This is a genomic window from Neobacillus niacini (genome assembly GCF_036961885.1).
GTDB lineage: Bacteria > Bacillota > Bacilli > Bacillales > Cytobacillaceae > Neobacillus > Neobacillus niacini_H.
This window is the reverse complement of sequence record NZ_JBALNQ010000052.1, coordinates 1-22439: the sequence shown is the minus strand read 5'-3', so window position 1 is coordinate 22439 and position 22439 is coordinate 1. Positions and strand designations below refer to the sequence as shown.

The window sequence follows — 22439 nt, the reverse complement described above, 5'->3', positions numbered from 1 at the left end:
GTGTTATCAATGAAGAGTATTTTACAAGTACAAGAGGGATTTAAAGACAAAAAAGAAGCGTTATCATCTGATTACTTCAAGATATATAGATCAAAAACAAGAATTTCAGCACTAAAATTTTATGTAGGGAAAGCCTCCAAATATGTTGGTAAATCCACCACCATTCCTCATGATTTTCACTCGGAGTTATCTCAGTTTCGGGGTATCGTAAGTATTGGAAGAACAAAAGTAAAAAGAGAACACTCAACAGATTACGATTTTAAAAACATACATTTATATTCATCAAATTGTGAAACATTGGATGGCTATGAGCGAATCTGCTATGTATATAGTGTTGAGAACGAACAGTTTTTAAAGATTAAGGAATGTGCAAGATCACGAGGAGATAACTATTCGGCTTATTACAAGTTACTATCCGAAAGAATGATGGCGGAAGGATTTATTGAAGATGATAATGAGTTTGTAATAACAAAGGAAAACGTTGATTTATTTATTTCAATAGTCAATAAAATTTGCAAGGAAGCAGAAATAAGCTTGTATGAACAGCACTTTACTAATGAAATCCAAAATGTAAATGGTACCTATTTTAATACATTTTATTGGGGTGAACGCTCCAAAGAAAACGTTGTAGTTGAAAGCAACCCTGAAAAAACTACTACTCTGAATTCCGACTTCAATTTGATTTATCAGCAGTTATTTAATTTAATTGACTCTTCATCCGATATTGAGCTACTGTCTAAATTAGGTAAACAATTGAGGGAGTTAGGTCAATTTGCGGAGCTAAAAGCTAATTTAAAAAAGCCTCAAATCTAAACTCCCAAAGGCAAAAATCGAACTTTACAAAATCGGGGACTGTAAAAAAAGGAATTCATCAACGGCGGGCTTTAAATAGCTTTACAGTTTTTCCATTTCCTGTATTGTACACAATGGTTATTTTAGATGATTTTGTTAAGTTGAATATTGGGAAATTGATGCCTTTTATTTATAAAGAAGGTAGATTCAATTTTCCCCATTAAAAAGAACGGTTAACACCAACGTTAACCGTTCTTTGCATTTAACTTGGTATTCCACTTTGAAATAACTTGTATAATTGATTTTGCATCATCCGTTGACATTTTTGATGTTGCGGGCTCATATTTTATTATTTTGCAAATCCTGTAGAATTCTATTACATCTTTAACATCTTGATTATTGTATTTTATTAATTCAAATCTAACCCTATCAAATTCCTCAAAATTTAGAGGCACGTTAAAGGAATAAGAGGGATCAATTGTCCCGTTAGCTCTACGTTCTAACGCTTCAAGATAACTCTTTTCCTTTGCTAAAGTTCTGAAGTTGGAGACTATTTCATCTAATAAAAACAAATCTATTATATTTTTAATATACTTCTCTTGATCTTCATGTTTCTTGTTCTTTTCTCTTTCTTGGTCATCTTTATCTTTTAGTCTTGCTTTCTGCTCTTGTTTTACCTGTGAATTCGCAATAAAAAAAGCAACCATTCCACCGATAATTCCTCCTGAATAGTTACCAAAAAATCCAACCCATGCATTTTCATCACCTATTGTTAAAGCTCCACCAGGAATATTAAGGATTACGCCCAATAAAATAGGTGTAAATACAATCATAGCGATAATTTTCAATACTTCTATTTTTTTTAATTCCAAGACTCGACCCCCTCTCTATCTATCCATTATTATACAGAAATATATTAGGATAAGAATATAGAAGGGGAGAAAAGTTGAAGTACAACTTAATACGATTTGTGTTGCACTTAAGCCCTTCTGGAGTTATGATGATGGCAAACAAATGCAACACAATTTCTGGATGTACTACCTTTATTTGGTGCAACAGAACTCCGTGAGTGGAAGGGAATCGATGGTATGGATATTTGCAAACAATTTGGTCTTTATCTAAATGATGAAGGGAAAAGCGAAAATACCCAAAAGTCATATCTTTCAAATTTACAAGAATATCTAAGGTGGTTCAAGGAAAGTTATGATTCTACTTTCCAAAAGCTGTATAGGGAAAATGTATTGGAATACAAATCTTATTTGTTAAATGTCAAAAAAACTAAAGGCAAGCATCTAAATGGAAAAACTGTAAACGGCAAGCTAAGTGCTTTAGTTAGTTTTAATCATTTTTTGATTTCTGATAATATACAGCAGAACATCGTTATAAACAAAAGTGATTTTGTAAAAGTGCAAATTGACTACGCAAACCCTTGTGAAATAGAAAAGAAGGATGTAGAAAAATTTAGACAGTTGATCCTTGAGGCAGGGGATAGAAGGCTTTACGCTTTGGTCACCCTTTTGGCATATGGGGGATTACGTATAAGCGAGGCATTAAACGTTAAATTACAGGATTACAGTTTGGAAGCTAAAGAATTGATAGTAAGAAAGGGAAAGGGGCAAAAACAAAGATTAGTATATTTAAACGGCAAAATAGAAACTGCTATTAGGGAGTATTTAAAATTGCGTAATGGGGATGGTGAGTATTTATTTGTTTCACGAGAGAGTGAAAAGGTTGATAGAACTGTAATCAATAAGGCTTTTAAAAAGTATAGCAAAGTGATTACTCCCCATATGTTGCGTCATTTCTATGCCACTCATTGTTTAGAAATGGGATATTCAATTCATGAGGTAGCAAATCAAGCTGGGCATAGGGATATTAAAACAACATTGCTGTATACGAACCCAAGTAGGAATGAATTAAAGAAAAAAGCGGAACTGCTCTAATGGACTAATTTTCGGCTTTTTCAATAAAGAAAGGTGAGGAAAATTGAATAAAGTAAATTTACGGAACCACGATTTCTTAGGTGAAGCCTCAAAAAAAACTGAGGGTATTGCCTAAATGAAATCGTGGCTTTTTTATTGCCCTTTGGTAATGAGGTGGAATAATGATTCGAGAATGGAATGATACAACTATTAAGAGGTTTTTAGATGAAGGGAGAGGAGCTGGGATTGGAAAGGACTACAAACCGTGGTTGCGGGTACAAGACATTGCGTCGCAAGGGCGGAGTACACGTATCTATTCTTTTACCTCACAAAGAGTAGTGCATATGTTAAGCGATTTGCAGTTGTATTACTTCTACTTGCTGGAATTTGATGATCGAGTGGTTGATATTCGGGAGAACTACCCCGCCTTGGATTTTCATGAATTGAATATTCCTTTGGATGGAGAACTGACAAAAAAACTTTTTAACTCGAAAACAAAGGCTCCTCATGTTTTTGAAGTTTCTTTTCTTGTAACAAGAATGGACCAGCAAAATAAACCCTATTACGAAGCCAGGGCAATCAAATCTTCCTCGGAATTTGAGAAAAAGACAACCATTCAGCGGTTAGAATTGTTACACAGATACTTTGAAAGAAAACAGATTGATTTTGGGATTGTGACGGAAAAGGAGATTAATAAACAGTTCGCACGAAACATTGGGTGGATTCTGACAGCCTATGACTTGCACGATTATCCCGATTTAATTGGGAACTTTCATTATCTTAAGCAGGACATGTTGAATGATCTGACCAATCCGTCTGAATCTTTCCTGAAAGCTTTTGCAAGACTGGAAATGAATTATCAGTTGGAAGAAGGATTAGGCTTGATCTTTTTCAAACATCTTCTTGCCACAAAGCAGTTAACAATGGACTTGTCCCAAAAGATAAATCTCTCCGAGCAAGTAGAAAAGTATAATATCGAAATTCCCATTTTGGAAGGTGATAGACGTGCAATTGGTGGTTAATGATTTGCTGGCAGGAAAACAGGAGGTAGATAAAACCGAACGTGTTGTCTGGATTGATAATGAAAATGGATGGGGTTACTTAGTGAACATAAACAAACCATCTTTTCCATACCGTTTAGAAATTAACCATATCGTTCAACTGCTAAAAACGGGCGAACTTGAGAAGGTAACGGAAGACCCATGGTATCTCCTCGTAAATGAAGAGGATTTGACGGATGCAGAAATAAGGAAGCGTGATTTTGCCTGGAATGTTATCCAAGACGTTTACAGAGTGCCAGAGATATTTGATCCGAAACGCAGATCGGAATTGATAAAGCAAGCAAGTATAAAGTTTGATATTAGCCAAAAGACAATAAGAAGCTATTTGAAACAATATTGGTCCAGAGGCATTATTTCAAAAAACTCCCTATTGCCGAATTACCTTAATTCAGGAAAAAAGCAAGCAGGTGAACGGGTATATGCCAAGAAAACAGGGAGACCTCCTCTCCATTCTTCGTCAATTGAAAGAACAAATGTAGGTGAAGAGTGGAAGACAATATTTCGGATTGTTTTGGAGAAACATTATTTTAAGCGTTCGAAACCCTCATTGAAGTATGCCTATCAACAGATGATAAAAGACTATTTTTCTATCAACAGTAAGGATTCTACTTCCAAAATGCTGAACGTTGATAAGCCAATACCGTCCTTAGGTCAATTTTATTATTTTTATCGAAGCCATTATAAGGTAGATTATGTAATACGAAAAAGGGAAGGGAAACGCACCTATTTGCAAAATCATAGAGCCATAACGGGATCAGCCAATGAAGATTCAATGGGCATTGGTATTTTTGCAGTTGACGGAACTGTAGGTGATATATATCTTGTTTCTTCTATAGATAGAACAAAAGTAATCGGACGACCAATAATAATGTTAATTATTGACATCTACTCCAGGCTCATAACAGGAGTGGGAGTTGGTATTGAGAGTATGTCGTCTAATACGTTAAGGATTTCTCTTGCTAATACATTTGAGAATAAAAAGGAATTCTGCAAAAGAACGTTGGATATGGACATCGATGAAAAGGATTGGATGGCACACTATTTGCCACATACACTTCTGGCAGACAGGGGAAGCGAGCTAATATCGGATGATCTGACAGATATAGTAGAAGATTTAAACATAAAAATTCAAAATACGGCTCCGTGGCGACCCGAACTTAAGGGTACGTGCGAGTCATACTTCCAAATTTTACAAAATTTTTTGAAGCCCTATTTACCTGGATTTGTCCAAAAGGACTTTAAAAAGCGGGGCGGTCAAGACTATAGGAAGTCTGCAGTTCTAACGTTAAAGGAGTATTTCAGCATTTTAGTGGAATGCATTCTCTATTTCAACTCACGGTACATGCCTGATTATCCACGGTCAAAAGGAATGATTGAGGAAAGCATTCCCCCTATCCCCAATGAAATCTTCAAGTGGGGTTTGGCTAAGGGGTCAGGAAAGCTAAGAACCATTCCTTCTGTTGTTGCTGTCTATCCCAAATCAAAGGCATTAGTTACGAAAAAAGGCATCCTCTTTAAAGGAATCTATTATTCTTGTCCAACCGCCGTAAAAGAAGGATGGTTTTCCACAGCCCGTATTAACGGAAATTGGAATATTGGTATACGATATGATCCGCAAATCATGAACAAGATTTATATAAAAAAGGATAGAACCGATTATGAGGTTTGCTTGTTAATTGAGCAATATGACCTTTACCGCACAGCCAGTTTAGAAGAGGTTGTGGAACTTCAAAGGACGAACCACCAGGAAGAAGTGGATTATGAGGAGAAGGATCTGAATGCCTCAATCAAGCTTGCTCAAAAAGTAGAAGGAATTGTAAAGCGTGCGAAAGAGGAAGCGAAACTTGAATCTATGGATGGTCGCATAAGTAAAAATGTTAAAGACATCAGGCAAAACCGCAAGGAAGAACAGGAATTGTTGTGGTTTACTGATGTGAGGGGAAAAGGGAAACGTTCCTTTCAGAATGAGGAGACTTATGGACCCTTAAACGACAAGCAAGTAAAAAGCTTGGATATATTCCGTAAAAAGCAGAAGGAAGGTCTGGATCTTGAACAAGATTGAATTGCCGAATGGATCGTTGGCTCAGGTAGCTGAATATAAAGAGCAAGATATTGCTGAGTATCAAAATCCACTTATTGAGGCTTTACCGCCAATATATTCACAGCAGGAGGTGATAGACCTTTTAAGTGTCTATCCGCCCTTCAATAAAGAAGAAAGGTACTATGAAGACAACAAGCGGACTCATTTGATTCAACGGATACTCCGCTATTTTCAACCATTACCAATCCATTTAAAGCTGTATACATCCGTTGATTGCTTACTGCGGGCAGGCTATGTTTCTCGTAACCCTATAACTAAAGAATATGCAAATGGTTTTGTGAACAATTGGAACCATATACAACATGGCTTTTCTGAACAAACGGCAGTTCAAACAGCTCAGACGCTTAGCATAGTAGGAATTTCTGGTAGCGGGAAAACAAGAACACTGAATCGGCTTCTACACACCTATCCGCAGGTAATTTCACATACGTCTTATCAAAATCAGCACATGAACCTATATCAGATTTCTCACTTATCAATCCAAACGCCATTTGATGGGTCAGTGAAAACGATAATCTATGATTTTATGTATCAGATAGACTTAATTATGGGGACAAATTACTTTAAACGGTATTCCAATAGTCGGCTTTCAACCAGTCAGTTGATGCCCATTTGTGCCACCATTGCCCGCTCGAATCATTTGGGGTTGCTAATCATTGACGAGATTCAAAATCTCAAATCGGTCAAAAGCAAAAATTCATCTCAGGTATTAAACTTTTTTACTACTCTTATTAATTTGCTTAATATTCCAATGGTTATGGTAGGTACCCCGAAAGCAATGGACATATTCCAATCCCAGTTCAGGCAAGCCCGACGAAATACGAATTCAGGCAATATCATGTGGGACCGATTAAAAAAGGATGATATATGGGATCTTTTTATTCGAGGATTGTGGCAATACCAATGGACAAGAGAAGAAATTGTTTTTAATGAAGAGTTATCTACCGCACTTTACGATGCCTCGCAAGGCATTATAGACATTGCCGTCAAACTCTTTATGATGTGTCAGCTCCGCAGTATTTCCAGTGGGGAAGAAAGAATAACAATTCCGCTTATAAAGAAGGTGGCAGAAGAAGAACTGAAAATCGTCAGTCCAATGCTATATGCCTTACGAACCAACAATCTTAGGAAACTGGCAGACTATGATGATTTAGTGTTTCCAGATATTGAGGGATTTTTGGAACGGGAAAGAATTGTGCTGGATCAGAAGCAAGTAATGGATTCCTTAAAGCAGGGTGCAAGCCGTAAAGCCGAGCAGAATAAGTTGGTTGATGATGCGGTATTCCGATTGAGCATCCTTGGGATTGCAGAAGGGATTGCAAGGGAAACTATAGTAGAAGTTATCAATCAGGGTAATCAACCTAATGATTTGTCACAACTCGTACAAACGGCATTTTGTGCTATTAAGATGCCAAAAGAAAAAGAACTAATTGGTAATAAAGAAGATGCAAGGGACTTAAGGGTCATTGTTGATAACGAGAAAGCTCATGATTTGAATGCGTATCAGGCTTTGAAAAAAGCAGGCTTTATCAAAATAGACTATCCAATGGGTGAAATATCATGATTGTGCAATTCCCAACACCTTACCCAGATGAACTTTTGTACAGCATTCTCGGTCGCTACCATATGCGGTCTGGGAATGTTTTTTTGAAACATACAACGGAAGATTTGTTTGGAAAAAGAACGGTCTCTGCAACCGTATTTTTACCTTCAAACATCCATTCTTTGGTCAGCCATTTGCCAGAAAATACAGCCTTAAACGAGGATGTGCTAATTAGAAACCACACCTTTTTCCCGTTTGCTACAGTATTTTTGCCAGAGAATAGGGCGAACTCCATTTATCAGGCTATGCTAAGTGATAGTGGAGAGAAGATTTATGTTCAATCAGGTTTAATGGCAAGTTCGATTCCACAAAATAAAGCATTCAAATTTTGCCCATGCTGTTTCCGTGAGGATCTTGAGCAGTTCGGTGAGCTTTATTGGCACCGTCTACACCAGCTACCTGGTCAATTGCTATGCCTGAAGCATGATTTGTGGTTGGAAGATAGTAAAGTACCAATCATCAACTCTAACAAGCACAGCTATATATTGCCGACTATCGAAAATTGCGGTTTGTCAAAGGGGAGGCAAGTAGAATCAAAAATTTACAAACAATTTGTCGGTATTCTTAAACCAATGGAAAATCTATTAAATGGGAATTATCCGTATAAGTCATTCTCCCACTTTACAAATTTTTATCGTAAATATTTGAGGGGGAAAGGATATACCACTGCAAAAGGAAAGGTCCAACAGGAAGAATTGTTCGAAGCATTCCATGAATTTTATCCTGATCACCTGCTTAAGTTTTTTCAAGTGAAATTAGAATCGAAGAATTCATGGTTGGCTTCTATAACCCGTAAGCACCGAAAATCCTTCCATCCTTATTATCACGTCTTGTTACTAAACTTTTTAGACTTAAATATTGAAGATGTTTTCACAGAAACATTGTTGAATATTGACCTCCTTGGGAATTTCCATGGGGCTTGTTTAAATGTTATATGTCCCGATTATAATAGGGATGTTATTCAAACAGCTACTATCAGAAGGTGCGAAAAAACAAAAGAGCCTATTGGCAGATTTACTTGTCCTACATGCGGTTTCTCCTACACCAAAAAAGGATCAGCCCTTAACGATGATTCATGTAACGAATACTCCCGAATCATGGATTTTGGATCACTTTGGAGAGAAGAACTTGCAACACTGCTTGGGAAGGATTTAAGCTATCGGGAAATTGCTCGAAAATTAAACGTGGATACCAATACGGTAATCAAATATAAAGAAATTATTAGAAGTGAGGACGTAGCCGATACCCAAAGTAACACGCATACGATTGAGTTACTAAAAAGTCATCGTCATGCTTGGCTTCAACTCCAAAAAGAACATCCAAACCTTTCTAAAACGGAGTTGCGAAACCTGGCTCCCCCCACTTATGCATATCTGTATCGGCATGATAAAGAGTGGTTACAAAATAATTCGCCAATTAAACGAGTATACAGGTCAGAAAATAAACGTGTAAATTGGAAAAAAAGAGATAAGGAGATATTAAGAAGGGTTCAAATGGGAACAGATGAACTATTAAGCCGTAAGGAAGATTGGATCAGGATTACGGTAAAAAGTTTAGGTGACTTCATTGGTGAAAGAGCCTTATTAGAACAACACTTGGACAAGATGCCTGAAACGAAATCATATCTACAAAAGGTGAGGGAGTCGGAAAACGGTTTCCGCTTACGAAGGGTAAAGAGTGTTTTACAAGAAATGCATGAAGCGGGGGAAGTTATTAAGACGTGGAGTGTTCTTAGAAGAGCAGGCATTAAGCCTAAATTTGAAGAAGAAGTAAAAAAGTTTATTCAATTGAACAGTGGTATTAACGTCTATTGATAAAATGTTTATTTATAAGGATTAATGGAGGGATCTGAAAAAGGAACCTTGAGCGTGTTACTCACGTTTATGGTTCCTTTTTGATTTAAAAAGATAATGATAAAACAATGATAAAAATTTTTATCATTGTTGATATTTTTTCTTGATAAATTAGATAAAATAACTTACTATGGATATAATTAAAATATCATGATGTGGGAGGCTGGTCTTATTGGATGAAAAAATGCTGGGATTAATAACACTTGTTGGAGAACTGTCTGGTGAAATTCAAAAGATGAAAGTTGAAATGGAGGAAATAAAAAAGGAAATTTCAAAAATGAAGGAGGTCAAAACAATGAATTCTGCTCTTAAGGTAGATAGTGATGAAGAAATTACCTTAACTGTTGCTCGTGATTATGTAATGGAGCAAATATCAAAGCGGTATCCAGAATTAGAATTAACTAAAGGCAGTCAAAAACTGGGTACAAAATTGACAATCTCAAATGGTAAGAAGACATTAAGGGTGCTTGTCAAAAAGTCAAAGTCGCATCGTATCAAAGAGGATTATCCAAGTGGTTGGTTTACAGTACATGAGGAAGCAACAGATGCATTCGACCTATATGTATTTGTCATTACCTTTAAAGATGAAATTCATACCATTTTGCTTAGCCCGACACAATTTAAAAAGTGGGTCGAGGCAAAGCATATTACTTCAGATAATATTCATTTTTATATGAATCAAATTGAGGGTAAGTGGATAGATGATCGTGATGATATTAACTATCAATTTACTGATTATGCCGAAAATTGGTCCGTTATTGAAGAGATATTAGAAGGAAAGGACGTTTAACAGCAACTCTAATTATCCAGAGAGTTAAGTGTGCCGTTATATGGGAACAAACAGGAGAATTATTTTGTTAATGGAGGGTTCGCAATGATCTTCAAAAATAAACTAATTGACATTTTTAGTAAAGAAGGATTGTTGGAGAAAGAAAAAAAGTATTTTCTTAATCGTGTTGGAGAATACGGTACTATAGCAAAGCTTTCAAGATATGGAATAGATGCTTATCTTACCCATGGAAACAAGAAAAGCTTTGATATTGTTGCGGCAGGAAATGGAAAGAGTGTCAAAATTCAAGTAAAAACAACAAAGGAAAATGCTGTACCAACAAGGTTTTTCCAAACCTACTATGATTTAGGCATCGAAACGCCTGATTACTGGGTTCTCGTTAATTCCATTATGGATGAAAACGGTCAATACAATGAAAAATATTATATTTTAACACATTCAGAACTAATGGATTATCATGTTGAACAGCTTAAGCGACCAAAAGAAGGTATTAATAATGCTGACGATTTACGTAAAAGAGAACAGCTATTGCGTGAATCCAGGAAAAGTAAAGTTGAAGCAGAAAGAAAGGCTTCTGGTTTAGATAAAGTATTTTTTAAGGAAATACAGAAATTTGAAAACCAATTCAATAAAATTTTTAACGCACTCTACGGCATAGAAAAAATTTCTTAAAACTAATACATTAAGGATACTGGATTTTATGACCTTTTCTCTAACCAATACACATTCTCTACCGACAAAACAATGTTTGAACCTGATTAAACACAGTAATATCTGAAAATGGAAAGGGCAAGGGATATATATGGATTACCAGAAGAATCGGGAAACGTACGGTTGGTACGCTGTCTCGGTTCTTTTTCTATTTACCAGAAAAGAAAAAGTAGTGATACACTACAAACATTTTTTTCCATGTTGCTGTTATACTGTAAAAAGATAATATAGTAAAAATCTTCATACCCAAACTAATATAGGAAAAAGGAAGAAAGAACGTTTATCAAAAGATATAAGCATCATTTACGAATCAGAAAAGAGAGGCGAAAATTCAATGGCACGAAAAGTTATTCTAAGTAGAAAAGGATTTGACGGAACGACAGGAGGAAAGCCAAGTCCAATCATTGATGATAAGTTTGTTTCACTGCCAATCCCCAGGGCTGATTCGGGTGATTATTATAAAAAATTTAGATACTCACCAACAGAGAACTACCTAAAGGTGATGAAAGACTTGGGGATAAATTTGTATTCAGAAGCCCATTTAGATCCTGACTTAAAAAGAACAACCTTAAAGGAAAGAGATAAGAAATGGAGGGGGCTATTTGGTCAGGCAGGAATTTCACAGGGGACGTTACATAATAGAGGGGTGGGTAAGGATGATATATTCCTTTTTTTTGGCTGGTTTAAAGAGGCAAGAAAGCTAAATGGAACATGGAAGTATCGTGCAGATGCTCCCGATATTCATGCTATATTTGGTTATTTAGAGGTTGATAGGGTTTTAGATATAAAGGCAAGAAATCCAGTCCCTTCGTGGACCAAATATCATCCTCATATTAAAGGTAGAAGGGAATATGGTACGCAACGCAATAGTGTGTATATGGCAACACCCCTTTTTTCTAAGGATTCTAATAAACAAGGATGGGGATCTTTTGAATATAATAAACAGCTTGTCCTGACTAAAGATGGTGAAAAAAATCGGTCAATGTGGATGCTTCCTCCATGTTTTCAGGGGGAGCAGAACAGCTTTACTCACGCAATAAAAACATGGAATGTTATGCCCAACGGTTGGATTGAAATGCAAACTAATGGCAGAGGAGATCAGGAAGTATTTATTAGTAGCAACCCTCAAGTGGTAGAGTGGGCGGAACAACTAATAACATCCTGTTCAATATATGAATAATAAAGCTAAAACAGGATACCAAAAATGGGCTTGAGAGGTGTTTACCATTAAAAATAGATTTGAAGTGAAAGATGATATTGTTATTATTTTTGTCGATAGACAAGATGACCAAATCATTGGGGTCATTATTGATGCAATTGATTTGCTGAAAGCCATGAGTTTTCCAAATTCGTGGGGAGCAACCAATGTGGGAGGTAGAAGGTGGCAAATAAAGGGAACCTATCGAGAAAATAGCATAAAGAAAAATATCACGCTTAGTAGGTTTCTTTTAGACATTAAAAATAGCTCTCCCGTACGTTTTATCAATGGAAACCAGTTAGATCATCGAAGATGTAATTTATCAGTTGGTTATGAAGAAATACAAATTACAAAAGGCAATGAATATGAAATACATAATGATGTAGCTTTTTTGAAGCTGAATAAACGTGATGGTACGGATCTCTTTACCCAAATTGATAAAGAAGATTTAGAAAAGGTATTGGAGAAGGGAACTTGGTTTGCTGAGTGGTATTCGGACTTTAACAACTATATGGTTCAAAATGTAGCTATTATTATACGAATGGAAAAAAGCACAGAAAGAAAGTAACTTTGCACTCCTTTCTCATGGGAACGGATTCCAAATCTCCTATTAGGCATGTGGACGGCGATACTTTAAACAACTGCAAGTCCAATTTAAAAGTGTATAGCCAAACGATGATGAATGATTATGAAGAAATCGGCAACGATACGGTTGCAATCATTTTAAGAGATAAACAGGGGAAAGAAAAAGCCAAAACCTTAATTGATAAAGAAGATTTGGAACGGGTCCTCAGCAACGGCTATACATGGTTTTATTTTAAAACCCCAAAAGGCGAACCTTATGCAGTTGCCAATACAACAGAAGGCAGAATTTACTTGCATCGGTTTATTATGAATACATCAAAAGGGATGGTAACTGACCATGTAAATCACGATACTTTAGATAACAGAAAACAAAATTTAGTGAATGCCACAAAAAGTGAAAACCAGCAGAACCGTAAAGGAGCAAGAAAAGGTAGTAGGAGCGGAATAAGGGGAGTATCTTGGGATGAAACAAACCAAGATTGGATTGTAGTAGTAAAAGGGAAGTATTATGGTCGGTTTAAAGAAATCGAAAAAGCAAAAGAACTTGCAAATGAAAAGATAAAAGAAGTAATGCCTTATATCAATGAAAAAGGTGGTTCAAAGTAATTTTAAAAGGTTGAAAAAAATCATTGTGACTAATTGGCAAGCTCAATTAAGCAAAGCCGAATTTCATTAAAGAAGAGGATACGGAGATATGGGGAAACATAGAGATAATTCAAAGGAACTAAATACAGAAAAAAGAGAATTACATTTCCATCTATACTTAAGTCCATACTTAAAAGACCAATATATACGAATATATGATGTCTTAGCTGATACTCACGCCCGTACCTATAAAGCAATTTATGAACCATTAAAAACCAACATAGATGCTGTTGCGGAAGAATATAAAGAGGAAGCAGAAAATGTATTAGAAGGAAGATTCCACTCTGAATACTCGGACTATGGAGATTTTATGGAGTCAGTACGTGATTATGTTTATGAACGAATCGACCAACAGTTCCTTATGCACTATCAATTTGAATTAATGTCTTTAAGCAACCTGTATCAAGTATTTGAACAGCAAATAAGAAAATGGTTATATGAGGAAATAACACATCATGAAAACGAATTTATTAATGAGGTAATTTTTATCCATATAAATGATAAAAACAAGAATGCGTATGATACGTTTTATGGTGATTTCGGAAAGATTACTAATGTACTAACCGAATTGAAATTAACATTTAAAGATTTGTTTGGAAATGAAGAGCTTATTGTAGAAACCGATTTATGGAAGACAATTCGTGAATGTAATTTATTATCTAATACATATAAGCATGGGAGCGGTCATTCTGCTTCTAATTTATTTGCTCTATGCCCTGATTATTTTGAGAAAGTAAGTAACACTCGTTTAATGGACATGTATCGTACTACTAACTTAGAACGAGTATTAAATGTTGAAAAAATATGCTTTGAAAAATACAGTAGTGCCATGAAAGAGTTCTGGGAAAACATGAAAGAACACCAGAGGGGTACAATGAAGATGAACGTTACAAATTCTTGAATTCATTAATTTGATTGAGTAAATGGGAGCTTATCATGTTCTCCAAGAAAGAATGTAATTGCCCTCTGTATAAAGGAGCTGGCGTGATGTTTTATCAATACCTGTATAAAATAAATTGGAAAAAACTTGTAATAGTGTTGAGCTCAATAGCGGTAAATATACTTTTCTGTCCATAGGAGGAAAAAATGAAAACGCACATTGTTCCTAACGAAGCAATTCCTCCACTAACCTCTAATGAAGTCATTTCTTATGAACCAAATCTCCCTTATCCTATCGTTCATTACCCTTCGAGATTTGGCTCTTTTTTTGGTTTTCAGGAAAGTCAGGATAATCCTGTTTTCTATTGTTCCTGCCAAAAAAGCGGTCTGGAAGTTTACCTTTTGACTGACGAGTTTAATCAGTTTAGCGATATTCCAAAGGTATTAAGAAAACAATTTGGCGAGTCTAATTTTAAATCCATTCAATACAAGGATAATCTCTGCCATGTTTGCAATAGGGTGGCTCCTGCCTTTGGGTTTGGAAAGACACTCAACGGCACGAAATTCCACTCCATATACGGACATTACATAAATGGAGTAGCATACAGTTACGGTATAAATCCTTTTGGAAGAGTTCATGAACCATCACTTATTCCATCAGACATCGTTCCCTACCTTATCACAACTCAATATGATGACAAGAGGTTGGATGAACAGTCAAGATTTGATTTTATGCGTTATTGTGAAGATATCGTTCGAATGAGGATGGGTTATTTCACAATCGGTAAAAAATGGACAACCGAAATTAAACTGCTTGAAATAGTGAAGAAGCTTTATCCTAAATATACGGTAATTCACCAATTTCCCCTTGATCATTTACGGGCTGATATTTTTATTGAAGAATTGGCTTTGGTGATTGAATACCAGGGAGAACAACATTTTAGCCCTATTGAAATCTTTGGCGGGAAGGAAGCATTTAATAAGACACAAGCCAGAGATAAAGAAAAGGCAATGTTGTGCAAATTTTATAACCTTGGAATCATCTATTTTACATATCAAGATGACATAACAGAAAAAAATGTGAAGGAAGGAATTTCTCTTTACATTAACGAAAGAGTTAATCTGGTATGACTGAAACTGGCTTAGGGACTTTGCTAAGCCCCAGTTGATGACAAAATTTCATGTTTCTATTTTGTTTCCCAAAAACAATATCCTTCCCTCAGTAACAAAGTTGGTACCTCAAGGGGGAATGGGAGGCAAATATAGGTCTAATCAAGAATCAGGAAGCGTACCGCTGGTACGTCCATCCTGGTTCTTTTTTTATTACGTCACCAAAAAAATAAAGTAGTAACACACTTAAAACGGCTTTTTCCATTATACTGTAAATAGACAATATATCTAAAAATTTGACAATATTCATGAGTATCATTTTTTATTATTTTTCATATAGGAGTGGGGGATAAAAGATGTTCGAAAGGTTAAAGGAAACTGTTGAGAAATTTGACTTGCTAAACTTACTAATTATGAATTCAGCCTGCCAGATGATGCCTGTCAATGCAAATAAGTTACAGCGTTTTGAGGCAATGGCTTTTTGCCTTTGTTCTTGTCGCTATGAAGATAACCAGCCCGTTATGTCGAAATCACGTATTAAGTCTATTTATAACAGTAATATGTATGACCTCAAAAAAGTTGCGGTTTATGAAGATCCATTTGAGCAAATGTTTACTGAGTCAATTACATTTTACGGAGGATCATATATTGTTTTCCCTGGTATAACAGAGACGGGAGCATTAATAATTAAGCAACTTTTAAAAGCAATATTTTTTAGTGAAAGGAAAACCGAGTTTCGGGAATTTTACAAAAAGGCATATGATGTTGCTATCTTATTTTTATCTATCAGCGATGCAATGGCTAAGAAAGCGGGGTTGAATTATAGAGAAGAAAGTAAAGTAATAGATTCTGATATTCGAATCCCTCCGTTTAACATAGAAGAAAGATTGTTTGATGCGGTTTCATTTGATAAGGAAGATCTTACTGAAACCCTAAATAAAAGTGGGGTCAATATCGATGTGCTTAATAAGTTAATAGTCAATTTTGGTGATGCCAATATTAATGACTATACAAGTGACAATCATATTTTGCATCACAAACCCTTTTTATGCTATGAGGATAAAATCATAGTCACCATGCCTTGCAACTTATTGGGTACTCTCAGGCATTCGATTATAAGCCTGGCAATAGAATATGGATTTACCAATGAACTGAAATCTAAATTGCAAAAGACTCTGTGGGACACAACCATTAGATGCCTAAGTATGATGAACATAGAACAGATTAAGGCACAGGATCACTTCTCATTGGATAAAAAAGAACTCAACTATAAAGAAGGACTTTTTTCAATAGATAGCGATAAAGTAATGTATGTTCAACTACATACAGATAACTTTGCTGATTATGATGCCAAAGTAGTCTATGGCGTGAATAAGATGCTTGAAGGCGAGTTCGAGAAAAGGGCTTTGGAGCAGAAAAATCATATATTGGAGAATAATATAGGTATAAAAACCGTATTTTTTTTACTATTACTCCAGCCAGCAGGTCGAGCAATGAGGTTAAGGATATCCCAACTCGCTGACGAAATACATCTGATGATGTCATTGAATGATTTAGAAGTTGTATCGTTATTGGAAGGTGGAGACTCATTACACTTATATAAATTTGCAAGAGCAAAAAAACGAGTGGAATCCGAAATACATACCTGGGGTTTTTTGGATATTTACAGTTTATATAGATTTAAAGATAAGAGTTTCTATTTTTCTGATGAAGTACAACCGACAATGTATCATATTCCAGTAGGTGAAGGTAGAGATGTTATAGAGAAGATGCATAGAAAGGTTCGACCTCATGGTGTCCCTATTTCAAATGGTAATGAAATTATAGAAGTAGTCTCAATGCATAGCGATGAAACCATACCTATTTATTTGCCAGCAATCCCAATTAAAAACATGATTATGCTACTTGTAGAGGGAGACACATGGAACATATGGGTTACAAGCAAACAGGCTCATCCGATTACATTTCAAATTGTGGATCTTGTTGCGTATTGGATCTGGCAATTTTCTCGTGAGCTTAACCAAATAATCCAACATAAAAGCCTAATGGAAATAGAGGTAAATTTAGAACAGTTGGAGAATTGGACACAGCATAACTTGGAAATGCATGAAAAAGATCAAAACAGCGATTCAATTTCCTATAGCATTTCAGGTAATATTATTCAAATAAATATTTGCTACAGCTTCCAAAAAGAATTGGAAGGACATACGAATCAAGGAGAACGTGCCTTGGTTAGTAAAATTCTGGAGGCATTAGAGGAGATAAATAAAAACCGTATTTTACCTTCCGTAAATAAGGTTTTAGATGATATAGCACCTATTGGGGCAAAGAAAAAGTTATTGGTTTTTAACCAAAATAATGTTTCGGTTTTACTTGAACCAGGAAGTTTCCCTCAGTTAAGGTATATTGATTCAACAGATGAAAACATGATTTTAGATGGTATAGGTGAGTGGTTGAAAAACGAGAAAAAGATTAATGTTGGAAAGATCACTAACCAAAAACAAGTTATAAATGATGTGGTAGGATATCTCTTTTCCAAGATAGAATCAAGCATCCAAACTTTAAAAGAGCCTGAGAATGTTCTTCAAACGATGATGTTATATTATGAAGCATTACTATATAAGCGGGAAGAACATAGGATAACAATTCCAACTACATTGCATTGCTTTTCGGATAAAACAAGTATGGTAAAAAAAATAAATGATGATACCAGTAAGTTCAACAAGCTATCAGTCAGTCTTCGGTTTTTAATTGAATATGTTAGTGCTTGCCCACCGAGAAATGGGACAGAATATTTCAGCACGGAAGTCATGGATTATTTACTGGCACTATCTTCTCTTCTAATTGAATGGGCTAATAATAGCGACTTAATTAATTATCAGTTAACAGATTTGCAAATTTCTATGCTCCCTTCAGAAAGGTTGGGCTTAGCACATGAGAATAACTATTTCTCAGCCAGTTCTACGTATTTCAGGCAGTATTCCTCTCAGGTATTGAGTAATGCCATTGATAATTATGAAAGCAATTGGGAAACAAGTGGAGATAGAAATGTCGAAACTGTGGATTCGGATATAGTTAATGCATTTGAAGAGGAGTTTGGGGTGAGATTTTACCATTACACCGAGTTTATAACAAACGTTTTAGATTTTGGAAGAGATTTGCCTGATGAAGTTAAGGGTATTCCTTATCCCGAATTTGTAGGAGCTATTCAAAAAACGGGGTTAAGTAAAAAGGAAGTTGAGGACATTCTTACTTTATTGAGTCTTAAAGAGAGAGAAAACTTTTTAAAAGCACCAAAAGGATTTAGGAAGGAAGATATGCTCCCTTGGAAATTCAACAGAGAATTATCGTATTTAAGAAAACCTTTTCTCGTGCAAAACGATATTGTTTATTGGAGTAATAGACATTTGTTCTATTGTGGACAGCATTTGATTGATCTGTGTATTGGTGGAAGGCTAAAAGCAAAGAGCGAAAAAATGAAGATTCTGATAAGTAAATACCAAAATATAAGAGGAGAAAAATTTAACAATGTTGTAGAAGGGCTGTTTAGTACCTATGATTTCTTGATTACCAGAGGACAAGTAAAGAAGTTTGGCGGTAAAAGAATTGAAGGGGAAAAAGGTGATTTAGGGGATATTGATGTCTTGGTGATTAATCCAAGAATTAAAGGCATTTATCTTCTTGAATGTAAAGATTTATCGATAGCAAGAAATCCTTATGAGGTACATCATGAATTAAATAATCTATTTGTTGGGACAGAAAAGAAGCCTTCCATTGTAGAAAAGCATTCAAAAAGAACTGTTTGGATTAAAGAAAATATCAACTTGGTCTTGGCAAACTTTGGTCTATCCACAAAAGGAAAGTGGATAGTGAAACCACTTATAGTAATTGATGAAGAAATGATATCCCCTTATCTCTATAAAGAGAAGGAAGGCATGCGGGTAATTTCGATAAATAGATTAAAAGAAGAAATAGAGAGCGGAAAGTTTTTTCGAAGATGATTAGGGAGTTAGTTATAAATTTGAAACAAATTTACTTAACGAATTTTTGAATTTTTGGAATTGAATTGGAGTGATGTTAAATATGAAATTACCATTTGAACAATGGCTACAAACACAAAGTCTACCAGAAGAAGCATTGAGCATCGTTGAAGAAGGAATAAAGTGTTATAAAATTGGTGCTTATCGTGCCTCATTTTTAATGTCATACTATTTCTTGTTAAAAGTGCTAAAACATAGACTTGAAAATGCAAAGGATGCTAAACCAGATTCAATTTCTTTAAAGAGTTGGCAGGGACTTTTACAAAAGATACAAGATGATAGTGTATGGGATCAAACTGTTTTTGATACAACTCAATGGAAAGAGAGTGATGGTAGAAGTAAAATTTATCTTATAAATAATGATTTACGTGAAGATATGGTTTATTGGAGAAGAAAAAGAAATGATTGTGCTCATTCTAAAGATAATATTATTAGCTACCCTCATGTAGAATCCTTTTGGTTATTCATTCAATCTAATCTAAGTAAGTTTATAGTCAATGGCGGCAGAGAGGGACTACTCAATAAAATTGAAAAACATTTTGACCCAAAATATACGCAACCTGGACAAGACTGCACTTATATTATTGAACTAATTCCTTATGTCGTAAGAAAAAGTGAAATCAGTGACTTGCTAAAAGACATTCATGAAATATTAAAGAAACAAAGTAGTTATATGTACATTGAAGATAAAGAGGATGTTTACTATTCATTTTGGAAGGACATAGCATTCTCAACGAATAGGGAGCTTAATGAAAGTTTCATTGAATTTATTACTTCTAATAATGATATTTTTACCGATTTTATTACTGTTTACCCTGAAAAGTTATTGATGTGTGTTGAAAAGGAAGAGTTGATCAGGCAATTTTGGAAGGAGGATTTCTTTAAAAGGGGAGTTCTTGGTACTGACGAATTTTGGAACTTAGCAATAATATTACTGAACAATGAAGTGATTCCCGTAGATGAGAGAGAATCATTTGTTCGTCGATTAGCTCTAAAAAGTTCAAGTAGGGGTATAAGTCTGGAACAAATAACAGTTCTAAAAAAACACGGTCTTTTTAGGCATATAAGAGAGTATTTGTTTGTAAATGATAGATTAACTCAATTGCATAATGGATACCACAATGCTAATTCTAATGCTCAATTAATTATTTTTTATTTAAAGAATGAACAATTAGATGATGTAGTGGTGGCAACTTTAAATTCATTGCTATATGGTATGAGTTTCGGAACCTTTGTTGAATTGTTTAGTGATTTTCTAAAGAAGAATCCTGACTTTTCAAAGCCATTCAAAGAGAGCGTTGAACTTCAAGGTTTAAAATTAGCTCCTATTTTTGAAGAAAAACAAGAAGGTTAGGATTCCTCTGTAATGTAGGTTGGTTATTCACAACTCGATACAACCATTAGTAAACTATAAAAAGGGTATTCTATTAGAAGGTGGAAAAATAAAATGGCTATTCTATTCGATATTACTACTTTTAATGAAACAATGAAAACTTTGAAACGAATGTTCGGGATTGATGATGAATTCATATTGGAGTTCATTAAGAGAGAGAACAACACAGTTCATGACTTTCTAAACTATATATCTGCAGATAAGGAGAGCATTTCCGAGCTTGATATTATTGTAACTTCTACACACGTTACAACTAATGATGACGAATGTAAATCTCTAAAAGAAATTGGATTAGTTAATACAATTGAAGCAATATCTTTAAATACTCCTTTCAAAAGACATTTGGATAAGCATGGAATATTGATAAATCTTCAAAACGGTACGGTTGAACATAGAGGGAGTACATACTTTTTTGGCAAAAGTTTTAACGGATATTCTGATACAGAAGAAGAAAATCTCTTAGAGCATATAGCATTTAAACTCTATTGTGATCGTCAAGTGAATGGTTTCTTTTGTACAGAAAATGCCTTAACCTATGGTGGTAGGGTAAATAAAAGACCTGAACTAATGAATAATATAGCTAATTTGTTAAATTACAATGAATTAGTAGAGGATTGGGTTAAAAACAATAACTTAAAATGTTATGTTATTAAGTTTGCTATTCCCCTCTCCGAATATTCGGTTGATTCTTTCGGAAACATTCCATCTAATTTAGACAATCAAGTGGAGATAGATTTATTAAAAAAAATATGGATGATTCATCTTGCATTAACTAATATAAAGGATCATGTTTTCTATCAGGGCTTAGTAAGGGAAAGAATATCTTACTTAAACCCAGATTCTAAAGTAAAACCTTTACAATTTATTGATATTTTTAGTGAGAGCGAGTATCTAAGATATTTAAAATAGGTCTATTTTCAAGTCCAGTAAGATTTATCTTCAAACGCTTTTTTGAGGAATATAATAGTTTTAAGAGGGAGAAAAAAGATGAGAGAAAAGCTTTCTGAGTTTATTGCTAATAATTTAGATGCCGAATTCATTATGGATAATTTTGATTTAATCAACAGTGGATCATCAAGAGATGTATATGCAATTAGCAAATCAATTGTGGCTAAAGTAGCAAAAGAAGACTCAAATGGACAAAGGCAGAATTTAAAGGAATATCAGGTATTTGAACAATGCTTTTCTTACCAAGATATGAGTGATGATGATATCAAAAACGATCTGTCACACATTAGATTTGGAAATCTATATGAAGATGATGCAGTGAGGATAGCAAAGGGAATTGTTAATTCACTTGCAATTGTTTATGCAATCTCTCCAAATAATGATATTTTGTTAATGGAAAGGCTTGAAGGAATAGTTAGGGGCAATATAGATTTAGAAGAACCTTCATTGATTTTCTTAAAGCAAAGGTTTTCTTTGTTTGAAGGGGATTTGCAAGCTGGTGAGAATTGGATGTACAACGTAGATGGAGATACAAAAATAGTTGATTATGGTTGTGACGACGATATAGCTGAAAATCATACCGAGTGGGGCAACTTGGACAAATATGATTTAGATGACGAGTAATACTTTATGAGATGTTAAGGGCGACACGAAGTTCAATAGAAAGGTCATTTATCCATTTGGATAGTTCTAAAAATTTCTGTACATTAGTATGGGTAGCAGAATCTATAATTAAGAAATAAAGCAATAATATTCATATACTTAATCCTTTAATTCTTAGTTCTATTATGTCTCCCCAAAACACCTT

General features: G+C 34.9%; 18 protein-coding genes. 17 read left to right on the top strand and 1 reads right to left on the bottom strand.

Annotated elements, in window-relative coordinates; genetic code table 11:
• Window positions 1-9 precede the first annotated feature (9 nt).
• Window positions 10-813: a hypothetical protein gene (locus tag V7124_RS19845; RefSeq protein ID WP_335492629.1), complete on the top strand. Its 804-nt coding sequence runs from the start codon at window positions 10-12 to the stop codon at window positions 811-813.
• A gap of 224 nt (window positions 814-1037) precedes the next feature.
• Here V7124_RS19845 and V7124_RS19840 read toward each other — a convergent pair whose 3' ends face one another.
• Window positions 1038-1664, bottom strand: coding sequence for a hypothetical protein (locus tag V7124_RS19840; protein WP_335492626.1), 627 nt, complete (start codon window positions 1662-1664; stop codon window positions 1038-1040).
• A 216-nt stretch (window positions 1665-1880) separates the two neighbouring features.
• Between V7124_RS19840 and V7124_RS19835 the strand changes: the two genes are divergently transcribed.
• The 16 genes from V7124_RS19835 to V7124_RS19760 all read left to right on the top strand — a co-directional run bounded on the left by V7124_RS19835 (window position 1881) and on the right by V7124_RS19760 (window position 22255).
• A complete protein-coding gene (locus V7124_RS19835; protein ID WP_335492623.1) occupies window positions 1881-2735 on the top strand; it encodes a tyrosine-type recombinase/integrase in 855 nt (284 codons plus the stop codon).
• A 161-nt stretch (window positions 2736-2896) separates the two neighbouring features.
• On the top strand, window positions 2897-3736 hold the full coding sequence (locus V7124_RS19830; RefSeq protein WP_335492621.1) for a TnsA endonuclease C-terminal domain-containing protein: 840 nt from the start codon (window positions 2897-2899) through the stop codon (window positions 3734-3736).
• On the top strand, window positions 3720-5837 hold the full coding sequence (locus V7124_RS19825; protein ID WP_335492618.1) for a transposase family protein: 2118 nt from the start codon (window positions 3720-3722) through the stop codon (window positions 5835-5837). The genes V7124_RS19830 and V7124_RS19825 overlap by 17 nt, the downstream gene beginning before the upstream one ends.
• Window positions 5824-7440, top strand: coding sequence for an ATP-binding protein (locus V7124_RS19820; RefSeq protein ID WP_335492615.1), 1617 nt, complete (start codon window positions 5824-5826; stop codon window positions 7438-7440). Before V7124_RS19825 ends, V7124_RS19820 begins: the two co-directional genes overlap by 14 nt.
• Window positions 7437-9293, top strand: a complete 1857-nt coding sequence (locus V7124_RS19815; RefSeq protein WP_335492612.1) for a TnsD family transposase — start codon at window positions 7437-7439, stop codon at window positions 9291-9293. The genes V7124_RS19820 and V7124_RS19815 overlap by 4 nt, the downstream gene beginning before the upstream one ends.
• Before the next feature lie 211 nt (window positions 9294-9504).
• A complete protein-coding gene (locus V7124_RS19810) occupies window positions 9505-10122 on the top strand; it encodes a hypothetical protein (protein ID WP_335492609.1) in 618 nt (205 codons plus the stop codon).
• An 84-nt stretch (window positions 10123-10206) separates the two neighbouring features.
• Window positions 10207-10794 carry a hypothetical protein gene (locus V7124_RS19805; protein WP_335492604.1) on the top strand — a complete coding sequence of 196 codons (588 nt, stop codon included), beginning with the start codon at window positions 10207-10209 and terminating at the stop codon, window positions 10792-10794.
• A 373-nt stretch (window positions 10795-11167) separates the two neighbouring features.
• Window positions 11168-12013, top strand: coding sequence for a hypothetical protein (locus tag V7124_RS19800; RefSeq protein ID WP_335492600.1), 846 nt, complete (start codon window positions 11168-11170; stop codon window positions 12011-12013).
• A gap of 64 nt (window positions 12014-12077) precedes the next feature.
• Window positions 12078-12599 (top strand): hypothetical protein, encoded by a 522-nt coding sequence (locus tag V7124_RS19795; protein ID WP_335492597.1) that lies wholly within the window; start codon window positions 12078-12080, stop codon window positions 12597-12599.
• A 50-nt stretch (window positions 12600-12649) separates the two neighbouring features.
• Window positions 12650-13222 (top strand): HNH endonuclease, encoded by a 573-nt coding sequence (locus tag V7124_RS19790; protein WP_335492594.1) that lies wholly within the window; start codon window positions 12650-12652, stop codon window positions 13220-13222.
• Window positions 13223-13310: 88 nt separating this feature from the next.
• Window positions 13311-14162 carry a hypothetical protein gene (locus V7124_RS19785; protein WP_335492592.1) on the top strand — a complete coding sequence of 284 codons (852 nt, stop codon included), beginning with the start codon at window positions 13311-13313 and terminating at the stop codon, window positions 14160-14162.
• A gap of 185 nt (window positions 14163-14347) precedes the next feature.
• On the top strand, window positions 14348-15271 hold the full coding sequence (locus V7124_RS19780; RefSeq protein ID WP_335492589.1) for a hypothetical protein: 924 nt from the start codon (window positions 14348-14350) through the stop codon (window positions 15269-15271).
• A 335-nt stretch (window positions 15272-15606) separates the two neighbouring features.
• Window positions 15607-19251, top strand: a complete 3645-nt coding sequence (locus V7124_RS19775) for a hypothetical protein (protein WP_335492587.1) — start codon at window positions 15607-15609, stop codon at window positions 19249-19251.
• A gap of 82 nt (window positions 19252-19333) precedes the next feature.
• Complete coding sequence (locus tag V7124_RS19770; protein WP_335492585.1) at window positions 19334-20644, top strand: hypothetical protein; 1311 nt, start codon at window positions 19334-19336, stop codon at window positions 20642-20644.
• A gap of 93 nt (window positions 20645-20737) precedes the next feature.
• The gene (locus tag V7124_RS19765; protein WP_335492582.1) at window positions 20738-21592 is read left to right on the top strand and encodes a hypothetical protein; all 855 of its coding nucleotides are present in this window, start codon (window positions 20738-20740) and stop codon (window positions 21590-21592) included.
• A 78-nt stretch (window positions 21593-21670) separates the two neighbouring features.
• Window positions 21671-22255 (top strand): hypothetical protein, encoded by a 585-nt coding sequence (locus V7124_RS19760; protein ID WP_335492580.1) that lies wholly within the window; start codon window positions 21671-21673, stop codon window positions 22253-22255.
• The last annotated feature ends 184 nt before the right edge of the window (window positions 22256-22439 follow it).